Source organism: Streptomyces sp. NPDC107562, assembly GCF_055657325.1.
In genome coordinates this window covers 267656-282287 of the sequence record NZ_JBVKBE010000005.1, presented here as the reverse complement: position 1 = coordinate 282287, position 14632 = coordinate 267656, and the positions used below count along the sequence as shown (strand labels likewise).

Genomic DNA, 14632 nt, shown 5'->3' with positions numbered 1-14632 from the left:
TGCCCCTAGGGTGTCGGCATGGACCTCGACACCGTCCGCACGTTCGTCGTCGCCGCCGACGCGGGGCGGTTCCAGGAGGCCGCGGCCGAGCTCGCCGTCACTCAGCAGGCCGTCTCCAAGCGCATCGCCTCGCTGGAGCGCCACCTCGGGGTGCGGCTGTTCACGCGCACCCCGCGCGGCGCCGAACTCACCATCGACGGCCAGGCGTTCCTTCCCCACGCCCGCGAACTGCTGCGCGTCGCCGAGCGGGCCGTCGCCTCCGTGCACACCGCCCGCCGCCCGCTGCGCGTCGACATCATCGCCTCGCGCGGCGCCGCGTCGGGCCTCCTGCGCGGCTTCCACCGGGCGTACCCCGAGATCGAGCTCGACGTGGTGATGCTGTTCGACATCGAGACGGCCGTCGCCGCGATCCGCTCCGGCGCCGTCGACGCGTCCTTCCGCGCCGTCGGCGCGCCCGGCCGGCCCCTGCCCGAGGACATCGCCTCCGTCCGGGTGCTGGACGAACCGCTCCAGCTCCTCACCGGCCCCGCGCACGCGCTGGCGGGCGCACGTGCGGTGACCCTCGCCGAGCTCGTGGGGCACCGGATCTGGATGCCCGGCATCGTCCCCGGAACCGAGTGGGCCGCCTACTACGACGACCTCGTCGCCGCGTTCGGCCTCACCATCGAGGCGACCGGCCCCAACTTCGGCTCCGACGCGCTCCTCGACACCGTCGCCGACACCCCGGCCCTGGCCACGTTCATGGGCGGGCACACCCGGCTCGTCTGGCCCGCCGGCCACGGACTGCGCCGCATCCCGGTGACCGGCCCGACACCCGTCTACCCGCACTCCCTCGTGTGGCGCCGCGACGACCCGCACCCGGCGCTGGCCACCCTCCGTGCCCATCTCGCCGCCATGGCGGACGGCCACGACGCCGCCGGGACCTGGGTGCCGGAGTGGACACCGGACCGGACACCGCAGGGGCCGCGGGACCGGGTGTCGTCGCGCTGATCAGTCCACGGGGTGGCCGGGCTCGATGCCGTAGGTGTCACTGAGCCGGAGCAGCGGCCCGCCGGAGGCGTCCCGCCCGCCCCACTCGACCGGGTCGAGGACGAAACCGACGTGATCGCCTCCGCCGACCCGCTCCAGGGCCCGTCCGACGAACCACGCCTCGGCGTCCTCCAGCACCGCGCTGCCGCCGTGCCCGGGTCGCCACCGGACGTCCCGGAACTTGTCGTGCCCGTCGTCGCCGGTCCGCCCGCCGAAGATCTCCGCCAGCCCCAACTGCTCCGGGCCCAGCAGATGGACGGCCAGGAACCGCGCGGACCGCGCCACCCGGAAGGTGCGGTTCGCCTCCGACAGCCACACCACGAACCGCACCGGGCGCAGGGAGCACTGCGAGGCGAACCCGACGAGGCATCCGGCGCGTTCCCCGCCCGCCACGGCGGTCACCACGCACATGTCGGGATCGAGCCGGTCCGTGAAGTCGTCCATGTGCGGCATGTTCGAACCCCTCCTGCTCCGTGCAGCGTGCGACCGTGCGACCCACAAGTGCCCCGAAAACGGCTTCCTTTGCCGGCCCGAGCAGTCGCGGCCACCGGACGCGTCCCGCGTCGCAACTGCGCCATGGCACAACCGCGACGCCACCCGGCTCTTGAGCACGGTCGGGGGCGGCCCGACGATCAGGGTCTTCCACTCTTCACCACGGTCTGAGGAGTCCTCTTGCGCATGGTTCCCCACCCCAGGCCCGGCCTGCTGGCGCTCGGCGCGGTCGCGGCCCTGGTTCTCGGGGCCGTACCGGCCGCGACCGCCGTACCCGGGCACCCGGCCGGTGCCGAGCCGTCCGCCGGCACCGCACCACGGTCACCCGGCAACGGCAGCACCCACACCGTCACGCTGATCACCGGCGACAAGGTGACCATCGGCACCGCCGCCGACGGCACCGTCGTCCGGTCCTTCGAGGGCGCGAACGGCACCACCACCGGCTACCACCGCGCGGTCCTCGACGGCGCGACCTACGTCTACCCGGACTCCGTCCTGCCCTACGTCAGCGCCGGAAAGCTCGACAAACGGCTGTTCAACGTGACGCAGTTGATCGCCGACGGCTACGACGACGCGCACGCCGACCGGCTACCGCTCATCGTGCGCTACACCGACGCCGCGGCGAGGTCACGGACCCGGCCGGCCGTGGCGGGCGCGACCGTCGTGCGCCGGCTGAACAGCATGCAGGGCGCGTCCCTGGCCCAGAACCGCGAGAAGGCGACGGTGTTCTGGTCCGCGCTCACCGGCGACCCGGCCCCGGCGGCGGCCCGTGGCGCGCGGCCCGCCTTCACGAACGGCATCGCCAAGGTGTGGCTGGACGGCAGGGTGCGGGCCGACCTGTCGGAGTCGACCGCGCAGGTCGGCGCGCCGCAGGTGTGGGAGAAGGGGAACACCGGCAAGGACGTGAAGGTCGCGGTCCTCGACACCGGCGTGGACCCCGAACACCCCGATCTCGCCGAACAGATCGACGCCCGTGCCACCTTCGTCCCCTACGAGGAGGACGTCACCGACTACCACGGGCACGGCACGCACGTCGCCTCGACGATCGCCGGCACCGGCAGCGCCTCCGAGGGCAAGGAGCGTGGCGTCGCCCCCGGCGCCCGGCTGGGCATCGGCAAGGTCCTCGACAACGAGGGCCGGGGCCAGGAGTCCTGGATCATCGCGGGCATGGAATGGGCCGCCCGGGACCAGCAGGCCAAGGTCGTCAACATGAGCCTCGGCGGCGGCGGGGACCACACCGACCCGATGAGCGAGGCCGTCGACCGGCTCAGCCGCGAGACGGGCGCGCTGTTCGTCGTCGCCGCGGGCAACGGCGGCCCGAAGTCCGTCACCAGCCCCGGTGCCGCGGACTCGGCGCTCACCGTGGGCGCCGTCGACGCGGCGGACCGGCTCGCCGAGTTCTCCAGCCAGGGCCCGCGTGACGGCGACGCCGGCCTCAAGCCCGAGATCACCGCGCCGGGCGTCGACATCCTGGCGGCGCGCACCCACTACCAGCGGGGCGGCACGGGCCACTACACCACGATGAGCGGCACGTCGATGGCGACACCGCACGTCGCCGGCGCCGCCGCGCTGCTGGCCGCGGTGCACCCGGACTGGACCGGCGCGCGCCTGAAGGAGGCGCTGGTCAGCAGCGCCGAGGCCACCCCGGCGTACACGCCGTACCAGGCGGGCGCCGGACGGCTCGACGCCGCCGCGGCGGTGCGTGCCTCGGTCTTCGCGACCGTCAGCGCCTACTCCGGCTTCCACACCTGGCCCGCGAAGCCGGGAGAGACCGACGTCCGCGAGGTGACGTACACCAACGTCGGGGACGCCCCGGTCGACCTGGACCTCGCGATCGACGCCGACACCGCCCCGGCGGGGCTGTTCGGCCTCTCCGAGGGCCGGATCACCGTGCCCGCCCACGGCACCGCCTCGGTCTCCCTGACCGCGGACCTTCCGCTGCTTCCCGCCGACCGGCCGGTCAGCGGCATGATCACCGCCACCGACGGTGCCGGTGAGGTCCGGGCCCGCACCCTGATCGGCGGGGCCCGGGAGGGACTGCGGCGCGACCTGACCTTCGTCGCCAAGGACCGTGCGGGCCGGCCGCTGTCCGGCCGGGTCTACCTCCTGTCCAAGGGCCGCTTCGAGGTCCTGGACCTCGACGCGTCCGGCAGCGGCACGGCCCGGCTGCCCGAGGGCAGCTACAACGGATGGCTCACCGCCGACGTGGCGGGGGCCGAGGGACCCCACTCGCTGGGCATGGCGCTGCTCGCCTTCAACGACGTCCGGCTCGACCAGGACCGCACGGTCACCCTGGACGCCCGCGAGGCGCGCCGGATCCTCGCGCGCGCACCCCGGCAGACCACCGCCGTCGCACCCCGCCTGGACGTCCAACGGTCCTTCGGCGACAGCCTGTTCGCGAGCTCCATGCTGCCCTCGCCGGCCTACGACAGCATCTGGGCGCTGCCGACCGGCCGGAAGGTCACGGAGGGGGCCTTCGACTTCGGTGCCCGCTTCCGCCTGGAACAGCCGGCGCTCACCGTGGGCACGGGGACCCGAACCTACGACGACCCGCTGGTCAAGCGCGCCGCCCAGCCGCTCCCGGCCGGGACCAGGACCCTGAAGGCGGTCTTCGCCGACGCGGGGACGCCCGAGGCCCTGGCCCGGCACGACGTGCGCGGCAAGGCCGTCGTGGTGCGGTGCGGCGACATGAGCGAGATCCGGGAGCAGGCGGAGGCCGCCGCGGCCGCCGGCGCGCGGCTGCTCCTCGTCGTGAACGACGGCATCGGCCGGCTGCAGCCCTGGGACGAACACCCCTTCAGCCCGGCGAGTCCGGCCCCGCTGACGGTGGCGACGCTCGACGCCGACCAGGGCGCCGACCTGATCGACCGGCTGCGCCGCGGCGCGGTCGCCCTGAAGGTGACCTCGCATCCCACCACCGACTACGCCTACGACGTGGTGCGGCACTGGAGCGGCGCGGTCCCGGCGGACCCGACCTGGCGCGTGGAGCCGCGCGAACTGGGCCGGGTGGACGTCTCCTTCCGCAACCCCCGGCCCGGCAAGGCCAACGAGTTCCGCTACGACCTGTGGGAGGGCTGGACGGCCGGCAACCAGCTCGCGGCGCCCGCCCAGGGGGAGCGGACCGACTGGGTCACCGCCGGCGTGGACTGGGTGGAGGCCGCCCACGTCGTGGGGGAGACCGGACAGCAGTCGATCGACGTCCTGCGCCACGCGCCCCGCAGGACCGCTGACGTCAAGTGGTTCGGCCCGGTCCAGCGGCCCCGGATGAGCGCGCGTGGCTTCCAGCCGGTGCGCTACCTCGACACGATGTACGTCCCCGCCCCGGGCTGGGGGGACTCCGGTGCGGGCCACGTCGGGGACGCGTACGGCAACTTCGACGCGGTCAACCGGGTGTCGTTGCACCAGGGCGACCGCGAGCTCGACTGGGGCAACGCCGAGCGGCTCACGACTCCCGAACTCTCCGCCGAGCGCCTGCCCTACCGGCTGGTGATCGACAACGACCGCGGCGCCTGGGAGCACCCGTACTCGACGCACACCTCGACCGAGTGGACCTTCACCTCCGGTGTCACCGGTACCGAGTCGGCCGAGGCGCTCCCGCTGATCCAGCTGGACTACGACGTGGACACCGACAAGGCCGGCCGGGCCGACCGGCGCGCCGGACTGACGGTGACGGCCTCGCATCTGCCGGGGACGGCCGCGACCGTCGGGAAGCTCTCCGTCGAGGTCTCCTACGACGACGGGACGACCTGGCACCGGTCGGACGTGGTCCGTCACGGTGACGGCTGGCGCACGAGCCTGAAGGCCCCGAGGAGCGCGGGCTTCGTCACCCTCCGGGTCACCGGCAGGGACAGCGCCGACAACACCGTCACCCAGACGATCATCCGGGCCTTCGGCCTGCGCTGACGTCCCGGAGCAGCACGCGCACGGGCGGGACCGCATCCAGCGGCCCCGCCCTTCGCCGTCCGGCCGGCCCTCGTTGCACGCTTGCAGCACCGCAGCCGCCCGAATCTTGACCGTGGGTTCAAGCCCTCACATACTGACGGCCGAAGCGACGGGAACCGCGATGACGGATGCCGGCACGCGCCGCCCTCGCGGGCGCGGGAGCGGAGTGCGGCACGGTGAGTACCCAGACCCTGGCGGTCCTCGCCCTGACGGTGGCCGCCGCGGCGTTCGTCCAGGGCAGCAGCGGGCTCGGCTTCGCACTGATCGTCGCGCCGGTGGCCGGGATCCTCGACCCCGGTCTGGTCCCGGTCTTCGTGCTGGCGTCGATGATCCCCCTCAACCTGTACGTGGCCTGGCGCGAACGGGCGTCGCTCGATCTGCGGGGCGCGGGCTGGATCATCGGGTCGCGGCTCGCCGCCACCCCCGCCGGGCTGGCCCTGCTCCGGCTGATCCCGGAACGGAGTCTCGGCCTGTTCGTCGGCGCCGCCACCGTCCTCGCGGCCGCCGTGAGCCTCGCCGCGCCCGCCTTCACACCCGGACGGGCCGCCTACGTCGGCGCGGGCGCCGTCACCGGACTGACGGAGACCGCGACGGGGGTCGGCGGCCCCCCGCTCGCGCTCGTCTACCAGCACCGGCCGCCGGCCGAACTGCGCTCCACCGTCGCGGCGTGCTTCCTGGTCGGTGAAGTCGCCTCCCTGGCACTGCTGTTGGCCGCGGGGAAGGCCCAACCGGCGGAACTCACCCAGGCGGCGGCGCTGCTCCCGGCGATCGCGGCGGGCGCGTGGCTCAGCCGCGTGACGCACGGGCGCCTGGACGGCCGCAGGATGCGGTTGTTCGTGCTGGTGTTCGCGCTGGTGTCGGGGGCGGTGCTGATGCTGGGGTTCTGACCCGGCCGGTGGGTTTTCCGTGCCGCGGATGTTCCTGCCAGGCTGTACGCCAGACGACCCGTCAGTCACGTTCCGAGAGGTCCGCCATGCAGCCGCCCCCTTCGACCTCGCCTCGTCCACCCAGGAACCTGGGGGCGGTCGACCGGGCCTTCCGCGCGGTGGCCGCCGGTCCGCTGCCCATGGGCATCATGCTCGACTTCGAGGGTCCCGCCCCGACCCTGTCCAGCCTGCGCGCCCGGGTCGCCGAACGCGTCGCGGACATCGCCTCCCTGCACTACCAGGTCGACGGTGACGAGAGGAGGCTGCGGGCGGTCACCGCGCTCGCGGTGGACGAGCACGTGCACCGGCTCGACCTCACGCGGGAGGAGTACGAGAGCCCGGACGACGCGGACCGGGCGGCCGACCGCAGGATGATCACTACTCCGCTGACGTCGAGCCGGCCGCCATGGGACCTGTGGCTGATCCCCAGGGCGCGGGGCCACTCGCTGTGCTTCCGTTCCGACCACGCGCTCAGGGACGGCGCCGCCGCCGTCTGCATCACCCGTGCCCTGCTGGACGACCGGCCCGGCTGGCGGCCACGGATGCATCCCGCGGTGACCCCCGGCGTGCGCGGGTTCACGTCGGTGACGGGGCAGGCGCTGCGGGCCCTGCGCTCACCGGAGGTGCCGCCGGCCTTCGCCGGCGCCCCCGGCGGGACGCACAGCATGTTCCACGCCGACGCCCCCCTGGACCGGCTGCACGCGGCGCGCCGCCTTCACGGCGGCACCGTCAACGACGTCTATCTGGCGGCCCTTTCGCAGGCCGTCCGACGCTGGCACGAGGAGCGCACCGGCCGGACGCACCCCCCGATGCCGATCTCGATGCCCCTCTCGGTGCGGGCGCCGGGTCAGGAACTGGCCGTCGGCAACGCGCTGGTGACCGCACGGGTGACCCTGCCCTGCGCGCACGGCGACTCCCGCGGGGCTCTGCGGCACGTCATCTCCCAGACAGGACCCCTCCGGCGCAGCCACCATCGGCACGCCGCCCGCGTCCTGTTGCGCAGCCTGCCCCCGGCCGTCGGCATGCGGGCGGCCCTGCGGCTGGCCGACGCCGAGGCGGTCCCCGCCCTGGCGTCCACCATGGAGGCCGGCCCCGAGTTGACCCACCAGGGCCGACGGGCCACGCGCGCCGCCATGTTCATCGCCCTGGCCGGCGGACTGCGCTGCTACACCGCCCTGACGACGTATCGGGACAACGCCCGGCTCACGGTCGTCCACGACGACGCCCTGACCGGCATCGACCGCCTCGGCGACCACTGGCGCACCGCCCTTGACGAACTCGTCACCACCCACCCGAGCCCCTGAGACGAGACCGGCCGGGGCCAGGAAAAGGGCTTCGTCCTGAGCCACGAGCCGGGCAGGATGCGCTGGTGCACACGGAGGGCGGCGCGCGGGGGCGTCACAAGCTGATGAGGACGGCACACGGCGACGCCTGTGGCGTGTGCGTCGCCATGGACGGACTCCATGAGCTCGACGGGCGGCACGTCACCGACCTGCGCGGCCTCTGCCTCGCGCTCGGCGAAGCGGTGCACGGGCCGGGCGGTTACCTCGGCGGCTGCCTGGCCGCCGTCGACGACTGTCTGCGCGGCACCGTCCGCGCGACCCTGCGCCGGCGGGACTCCGCGACGGCCCGCGAGCATCTGTCCCGCAGGCTGACCCCGGACGGCCGTCCCTACGACGTGTTCGCCGAGGTCCTCGACGTCCTCGCCGAGCACGGCATGCGCGTCGGCCTGGAGTGAACCGCCGGGCCGTGGTGACCGTGGTGATCACCCGCCCGGCCCCGCCGAGCGGGCCCGGCGGGGCGCGGGGACCTAGCGTCGAAGTGCCTTGCGCCAACCGGGCCGCAGGGCCCGGGCGGCCCCCGTACCTCTGCGCCCTGGGCTGGGGTCGCCCAACCTCTGATCGGCGAACGCCGTCAGGGTCGTGCCGCGGTGGGCGCGGACGAGGGCGATCACCGTCTCCGCGGTGCGGGCGAGGTGGGTGCGGCCGTCGGGCAACTGCGCGGCGGGGCTGATGTAGCTGAGCGGACCGACGTGCGTGGCCGGGTCCAGCCGGTGCGACGTGATCTTCCCGGCCCGGACGGCGCGGTTCCAGGCGCTGGCCCGAAAGAGCGGCCAGCGCTGCGGGAAGATCCAGGTGCCGAGCCGCTCGATCCGGTCGCCGGCGCTGGTCAGCCGGTGGAGGTGGTCGGCATGGGCGAGGTCGTTGGCGCCGTTGTGGAAACCACCGAGCGTGATCAGCAGCAGCGGGCAGCGCAGTTGCGCGTGCAGTTCCGCGACGGCGCCGCAGGCGACCTGCGCGCCGCCGCTGTAGCTGAGCAGCACCACCGGGATGCCGCTGTCGGGCAGGTAGCCCGCGAGCCGTAGCTGCGTGGCGATCTGGGAGCCGACCGCCCGGTTGTACAACGGGCGGTAGCGGCGGTCGGCGGCGACGAAGATCTGCATGACGTTGTGCAGGAAGAGCAGCAGTCCGACGCGGCGCTGCAGCCACGCCCACACCGGCCGGTCGGCGAGCGGGTCGGCGAGCGGCGAGTACGGCTGCACCTGGCCCAGCACCCGCAGCTCCGGCGCCCCGGCGAGCAGGGCCTTCACCAGCTGACCACCGTCCCTGCTGTCGCGCACGCGCCGCTTGCCGATGCCGTCGAGGTAGACCAGGTAGGCGTGCGGGGGAGTGTCGGGCTCGGCGCCCCGGGCGTAGGGCACCCCCCGGGGCAGCACGGTGACCGGGGCCCGCCAGCCGGCGCCGTAGGCCAGCACCTCGTAGCGGGCCAGCAGGGCTTCGGCCAGCAGGGCGGGCCCGATCGCGAAGACCCAGAGCAGGAAGCTGTTCATGCGAGCGACTCCCGCGTTCCGGCGGCGCTGAGGCGGACGACGACCCGCCGAACGGCCTCGACGGCGGCACCGAGTCCGGCGCCCGCGACGGCGACGCACCCCACGGCGGTCCACCAGCCGAGCTCGGTGGCCGTGGCGAGGGGCCCGGCGAGACCGGCTCCGACCCCGACGAAGAGCAGCAGGTGCAGCACCGGGCCGAGCCAGGGGAACGCGAGGACGGCGGAGAGCACCAGCGGGGCGGCCACGCCCGGCGTCCACACCAGCCCGTCACCGGGCGGCGGGGAGGACAGCACCAGTTCGGCCAGGGTCCACGCGGTCAGCGGCCACAGCGCGAACACCACGCCCTCGACGAGTCCGCCGGCCAGCAGCAAGGAGGCCACGAGGCTCCGCGGCATGCCGGGCCGGCGCACCACCAGGGGCAGGATGCGCCCGGCGGCCTCCGACACCCCCGCGAGCAGCAGCAGGAGGACGACGACAAGTGACATCGCTCAGCCTCGCCGCACCGGGGCGCCGGACGACCCGGCCGCACGCACGTACCGTTCGAGTTCGTCGGCGGCGCGCCGGTAGCCGCCCGCCGCGTGCAGGGCGTCCCGCAGGGTGGCAGCGGACTCGCGGAAGTGGTCCTCGCGCAGCAGCCGCCGTGCGAGGGCTCGCACGGACTCCTTGGTGACGTCCTGGGGAGGCAGCGAGAGTCCGGCGCCGAGGTCCATGACGCGGCGGGCCACCAGCGGCTGGTCGGCGCCCAACGGCACGACCAGCATCGGGACCCCGGCGTACATGGCCTCGTTGACACTGTTCATCCCACCGTGGGTGACGAACAGCGCGGCACGGGCGAGCACCTCCGGCTGCGGGACGAAGCGGCGGGCGAGCACATTGGCCGGCAGGGGGCCCAGCGCGTCGGGTTCGGTCTGCCCGGTCGAGACGACCACGGTGCCGGCCAGGGGCGCGAGCGCGGTCGCCAAGCTGCGCAGGATGCGGGGGTCGGCGCTGAACACGGTGCCCAGGGAGGCGTAGAGCACGGGGTCGTGCAGCCGCTCGACGGAGAACGACGGATCCGCCGGCCGGGCGCCGATGCTGGGGCCGACGAACCGGTAGCTGTCGTCGAAGCTGTCGGCGGCGGGCTGGAACTCCCGGGCGGTGTAGACGAGATTGAGGGGCTGGCGGATGTTCAGCATGTCGAACCACGGCAGCCCCTTGGTGTTGTAGTCGTGGCGCAGTCGCAGACGTGAGCGCAGATGGCGCCCGAGGCTGCCCGGACGGGCCGCCGCCGCGACCAGCAGGTCCCGCGAGGCGCGGGTGGGGCTGTGCACCCGCCGGTTGAACGCGAACGTGGTGAACGACGACGCCGCCGGCACCCCGAGTTCGCGAGCGGCGACGGCGCCCCACGGACAGGTGTTGTCGTGCACGATCAGGTCGGGCCGGATCTCGCGCAGGTCCTCGAGCACCGTGGGCAGCAGGTGGGTTGCCGTGTCCGTCAGTCCCTCGATCAGGGTGAGCGGGATCGGCGGATCGGGGAGCGGCTGGTCGGCACCGGGATACAGGAACACCTTCGCGCCGGTGGCCGCGATCCGGCCGAAGAAGGCCGGGGAGGTGTGGTACGTGACGGAGTGGCCACGTCGTACGAGCTCCGCCACGAGGGGCAGCGTCGGGTTGACGTGCCCGTGCATGGCGATGCCGAGAAAAGCGATGGTACTCACATGGCGCTCCGCGAGAAGGAATAGGTCGATGCCTCGCCGCCCGGTTCGGCCGATGCCTCCGGGGGCTCCTCGGTCCGGTACGGACCGGGACCACTGATGCGCGGCCCGTCGGGGAACCGACCGGCCGTGCGGTGTGCGGTGCTGATCAGCCGCTGCGACCCGCCGAAGTCGCCGTCGGGCCGCGGGCCCGGCACCGGGGCACATGGCCCCGGGTCCGGACCCACGTCGTCGTTCGCGGGCCGGCGTCCGTGGAGGTCACGTCCCCGCGTCGCGTCGCGGCCGAAGCCCGAGCGCACCCCTGCGACCGGAACCCGGCCACAAGCAATCCTCATTGATCAACCTCTCTTGCCACGCCACGCCGAGCCACGCCACGGATCGGGACCGGCTCTCAGCCCGCGGGCGGCACCCCGATCTGGGACGCGAGCCGGCCCATGCGTCGGGTGAGGCCGTCACCGAGGCGCGCGACGACGCCCCGTACCCCCCGAGGCCGAGACGCGGGACGCCTCGCGGGAGCCGTGCTCGTGATCCGCGGCCGGGAGGGCTTCGAGGCCGCGCGGCCCGCCGTCCGCTCGGGCGGACGCCGAAGGGACGCGGCGCCCGGCGTGTCGACGAACGTGACCGTCTCGTCGAGCGGCGCCCGGCCCGTGCGGGGCTGCCACGAGCCGGCGTCCGCGAAGCCGATCGACATGCCGCAGAAGAGGAGGAGATCGTCCGGCGGTGCCAGGATTTCCGCGACGGACGCGTGGAACTTCGCCCACGCCATCTGCGGGCAGCTGTCCAGACCCTCGTCGCGCAGGAGCAGCATGACGGTCTGCAGATAGCCGCCGACGTCGGACCACTGGGCCGGGCCCATGTCGCGGTCGACGTAGCAGAACAGGGCGGCGGGCGCGCCGAAGCAGTTCCAGTTCTCGGCGGACGCCCGCTGGCGGGCCTCCAGGTCCTCGCGCGGGATGCCGAGCGCGCCGTAGCGCTGCTCACCGAAGGCGGACCGGCGCTCGCGGTACGGGGACTTCAGGACGGGTGGGTACTGCTGGTACCCCGGCTGGTCGAAGGCGTCGCCCGCGGCCAACCGCCTGCCCGTGCGCTTCTTGAGCTCCGCGAGCGCCTCGCCGGTGAGCACGTAGGTGTGCCAGGGCTGAAGGTTCGACCCGGAGGGCGCCCAGGCCGCCGCGGACAGCACGCGCTCCAGCACCTCCCGCGGGACGTGCCGGTCGGAGAACGCCCGTACCGCCCGTCTGCTGGTGACCGCCTCATAGACGTCCGACATCGTCTCCACCTCCCGGTGCTCGGCATTCATACTGGTTGCATTCACGATAGTATCACTCGATACCGTCTCGGCCGTAACGATCATCGAGCAGGAATCCGCAGCCCAGGGCCCTGTCGCCTTGGTTGCCGCACCCCGGAGGAAGCCCATGGCCTCGCTGTTGCACATCGACTCGTCCTTGTATCCGGGCGGCCTGTCCGCGTCCCGCGCGGTCACGGACGCCTTTCGCAAGGCCTGGGAGGAGCAGCACCCCGACGGCACGGTGATCTACCGCGACCTCGCCGCCGCCCCGGTCCCCCACATCGGCATCGACGCCCACGCCGCCGCCTTCGCCGCCCCGGCGGACCGCACTCCGGAGCAGTCCGCCGCCTTCGCCGTGCGCATGACACTCATCGAGGAGTTCGAGCGGGCGGACGCCATCCTGATCGGCGCCCCCATGTACAACTTCACGATCCCGTCGACCCTCAAGGCATGGCTGGACAACGTCATCCTGCCCGGCCGCACCACCGGGGAGGCGCCGTCCGCCGAGGGCACCCCGGTCACCGTCGTCGCCAGCCGAGGCGGCTCCTATGTGCCGGGCACGCCCCGTGAGGGCTTCGACTTCGTGCAGAACTACCTGGAGGCCGTCCTCAAGGGCAGCCTCGGCCTGGAGCCCGACTTCATCGTCCCGGAACTGACCATGGCCCCGCGCACCGCGGCCATGTCCGATCTCGTCCCCCTCTACGAGGCCTCCCGCGAGCGCGCGTTCGCCGACGCGGCGACCAAGGCCAAGGCGCTCGCGGAACGGCTCGCGCGCTGACCCCAGGGGCGCGGGCAGCGTGTGACGCCGTCGTCCAGGTCGTCACACGGCGCCGTCACGGCCCCGTCGGCCGCGCGCGATCAGGACTCTTCGCCGCGCGGATAGGCGAAGCGGGTCAGCAGGTCCGCCAGTTGCTCGGGCTCCCCGGGGGCCAGTTCGGCGACCAGGCGCTCGGCCAGGGGCCCCGCGGCCACATGGGCCGCGTCGAAGAGCGCGAGGCCGTCAGGCGTGATCTCCACGGCCCGCGCCCGACGGTCCCCCGGAACGGCCTTGCGTTCGGCGAGCCCCCGGCGCTCCAGATCGTCCACCACCCGCATGACCCCCGCCTTGTCCGACCCGGTGGCGGCGGCCAAGTCCCGCTGCATCGTGGGCCCGTGCTCCACCAGCACGATCAGCACGGCGAAGTGGCGCAGCTCGATGCCGAGCGGCCGAAGCGCCTCCGTCATCACCGCGGCGGCACGCCAGTGCGCCCGGCGCAGCAGCAGACCGAGCGCGAAGGGTGAGGCGTCCCCCGGACGGTCGGTCGCACGTGAGGTGGCGGATTCGTCAGGTGCGTCGGCTGCCATGGATGCACAGTAGCAGCCACGTTTCACTCGATACGGTCTCGTCCGATTCCAAGTGCGGCCGTGCGTGCGACGGCCCTCGGCCGCGGCGGTCCGTCTCCCCGACGGGGGTCGGGGTGACGGGGAGACGGACGGTGTGGTCAGCCGAACTGGCCGGGCTGGTAGCTGCCGGCGGGCTGCTGGTTGATGACGTTGATGCGGTTGTAGGCGTTGATGACGGCGATGAGGGAGATGAGGGCGGCGAGTTGGTCCTCGTCGTAGTGCTTGGCGGCGTTGTGCCAGGCTTCGTCGGTGACGCCGCCGGCGGCGTCGGCGATGCGGGTGCCTTGTTCGGCGAGTTCGAGGGCGGCGCGTTCGGCGTCGGTGAAGACGGTGGCTTCGCGCCAGGTGGCGACGAGGTTGAGGCGTTGCTGGGTTTCGCCGGCGTGGGTGGCGTCCTTGGTGTGCATGTCGGTGCAGAAGCCGCAGCCGTTGATCTGGCTGGCGCGGATCTTGACGAGTTCCTGGGTGGTGGTCGGGAGGGTGGACTCCGTGACGACCTTGTTGGCGGTGTTGATGTGGCGGAGCACCTTGCCGGCGAAAGCGTTGCCGAAGAAGTTCAGACGCGGTTCCATGGTGATCTCCTGGTCGGGTACCGGGTACGCAGTTCAGACAGGGCAGCCCCACCGCCTGTGACACCCGGACCCGAAGGACGGGGTGAGTGGCTCAGGCCGCCGCGGTCCGCGGGTCCGGCTCGCCCGCGCCGGTGCTGTCTGTCCTGCCGCCACCCGACAGGCCGCCGGGGACGAGCCGCAGATGGCGGCGGCGCCGGGCGTGCCGGGCGGGCTGGGGATCCTCGTGGAGCTTGTCCTCTATACGGCTCATCATGATCAGCAGCAGGCTGAGACCGGGCAGCAGCAGGACGGCGAGCATCAGCACGGGCTTTCCCCTCCCTCGATCGCCATGCCGGGCGGGTGCCCCGGAATCGCCCGGTGATATGTGCGCGACCGCAAAAAGGTGCGCGCCGCTGGCGTGGTGGTGGGGGGGTGTGCCCCCCCCCCCCCACCCCGGTCCCCCCGGGGGACAGAGCCACGCCCCTCCGGCAGGTCGC

The 14632-nt window shown here is 73.6% G+C and carries 13 protein-coding genes and 1 pseudogene; 6 read left to right on the top strand and 8 right to left on the bottom strand.

Annotated features, from left to right (window positions below; all coding sequences use genetic code 11):
* Positions 1-18 precede the first annotated feature (18 nt).
* The gene (locus ACZ7LV_RS17660; RefSeq protein WP_471940278.1) at positions 19-990 is read left to right on the top strand and encodes a LysR family transcriptional regulator; all 972 of its coding nucleotides are present in this window, start codon (positions 19-21) and stop codon (positions 988-990) included.
* On the opposite strand, the gene ACZ7LV_RS17655 is transcribed toward ACZ7LV_RS17660, so the two are convergent.
* Positions 991-1482 carry a flavin reductase family protein gene (locus ACZ7LV_RS17655; RefSeq protein ID WP_471940277.1) on the bottom strand — a complete coding sequence of 164 codons (492 nt, stop codon included), beginning with the start codon at positions 1480-1482 and terminating at the stop codon, positions 991-993.
* A 225-nt stretch (positions 1483-1707) separates the two neighbouring features.
* Here ACZ7LV_RS17655 and ACZ7LV_RS17650 point away from each other — a divergent pair, with 225 nt between their 5' ends.
* The 4 genes from ACZ7LV_RS17650 to ACZ7LV_RS17635 all read left to right on the top strand — a co-directional run bounded on the left by ACZ7LV_RS17650 (position 1708) and on the right by ACZ7LV_RS17635 (position 8127).
* Positions 1708-5424 (top strand): S8 family serine peptidase, encoded by a 3717-nt coding sequence (locus tag ACZ7LV_RS17650; protein ID WP_471940276.1) that lies wholly within the window; start codon positions 1708-1710, stop codon positions 5422-5424.
* 215 nt (positions 5425-5639) lie between these two features.
* Entirely contained in the window at positions 5640-6350 is a 711-nt protein-coding gene (locus ACZ7LV_RS17645) for a sulfite exporter TauE/SafE family protein (protein WP_471940275.1), read from the top strand.
* 86 nt (positions 6351-6436) lie between these two features.
* Positions 6437-7693: a wax ester/triacylglycerol synthase domain-containing protein gene (locus ACZ7LV_RS17640; RefSeq protein WP_471940273.1), complete on the top strand. Its 1257-nt coding sequence runs from the start codon at positions 6437-6439 to the stop codon at positions 7691-7693.
* A 146-nt stretch (positions 7694-7839) separates the two neighbouring features.
* Positions 7840-8127, top strand: coding sequence for a barstar family protein (locus ACZ7LV_RS17635; protein WP_471940272.1), 288 nt, complete (start codon positions 7840-7842; stop codon positions 8125-8127).
* A gap of 72 nt (positions 8128-8199) precedes the next feature.
* Here ACZ7LV_RS17635 and ACZ7LV_RS17630 read toward each other — a convergent pair whose 3' ends face one another.
* The 4 genes and pseudogenes from ACZ7LV_RS17630 to ACZ7LV_RS17615 form a co-directional block, all read right to left on the bottom strand.
* Positions 8200-9219 (bottom strand): hypothetical protein, encoded by a 1020-nt coding sequence (locus tag ACZ7LV_RS17630; protein ID WP_471940270.1) that lies wholly within the window; start codon positions 9217-9219, stop codon positions 8200-8202.
* The gene (locus ACZ7LV_RS17625; protein WP_471940268.1) at positions 9216-9704 is read right to left on the bottom strand and encodes a hypothetical protein; all 489 of its coding nucleotides are present in this window, start codon (positions 9702-9704) and stop codon (positions 9216-9218) included. Before ACZ7LV_RS17625 ends, ACZ7LV_RS17630 begins: the two co-directional genes overlap by 4 nt.
* Positions 9705-9707: 3 nt before the next feature.
* A complete protein-coding gene (locus tag ACZ7LV_RS17620) occupies positions 9708-10916 on the bottom strand; it encodes a macrolide family glycosyltransferase (RefSeq protein ID WP_471940266.1) in 1209 nt (402 codons plus the stop codon).
* Positions 10917-11520: 604 nt separating this feature from the next.
* A pseudogene (locus ACZ7LV_RS17615) lies at positions 11521-12183 on the bottom strand (nitroreductase); the annotation flags it as partial.
* 145 nt (positions 12184-12328) lie between these two features.
* Between ACZ7LV_RS17615 and ACZ7LV_RS17610 the strand changes: the two are divergent.
* Positions 12329-12979 carry an FMN-dependent NADH-azoreductase gene (locus ACZ7LV_RS17610; protein WP_471940265.1) on the top strand — a complete coding sequence of 217 codons (651 nt, stop codon included), beginning with the start codon at positions 12329-12331 and terminating at the stop codon, positions 12977-12979.
* A gap of 80 nt (positions 12980-13059) precedes the next feature.
* Here ACZ7LV_RS17610 and ACZ7LV_RS17605 read toward each other — a convergent pair whose 3' ends face one another.
* From ACZ7LV_RS17605 to ACZ7LV_RS17595, 3 genes are all read right to left on the bottom strand, one after another.
* Complete coding sequence (locus ACZ7LV_RS17605; protein ID WP_471940263.1) at positions 13060-13545, bottom strand: MarR family winged helix-turn-helix transcriptional regulator; 486 nt, start codon at positions 13543-13545, stop codon at positions 13060-13062.
* 137 nt (positions 13546-13682) lie between these two features.
* Positions 13683-14156 (bottom strand): carboxymuconolactone decarboxylase family protein, encoded by a 474-nt coding sequence (locus tag ACZ7LV_RS17600; protein ID WP_471940261.1) that lies wholly within the window; start codon positions 14154-14156, stop codon positions 13683-13685.
* Positions 14157-14247: 91 nt separating this feature from the next.
* Positions 14248-14454, bottom strand: coding sequence for a hypothetical protein (locus ACZ7LV_RS17595; protein WP_471940489.1), 207 nt, complete (start codon positions 14452-14454; stop codon positions 14248-14250).
* Positions 14455-14632 lie beyond the last annotated feature (178 nt).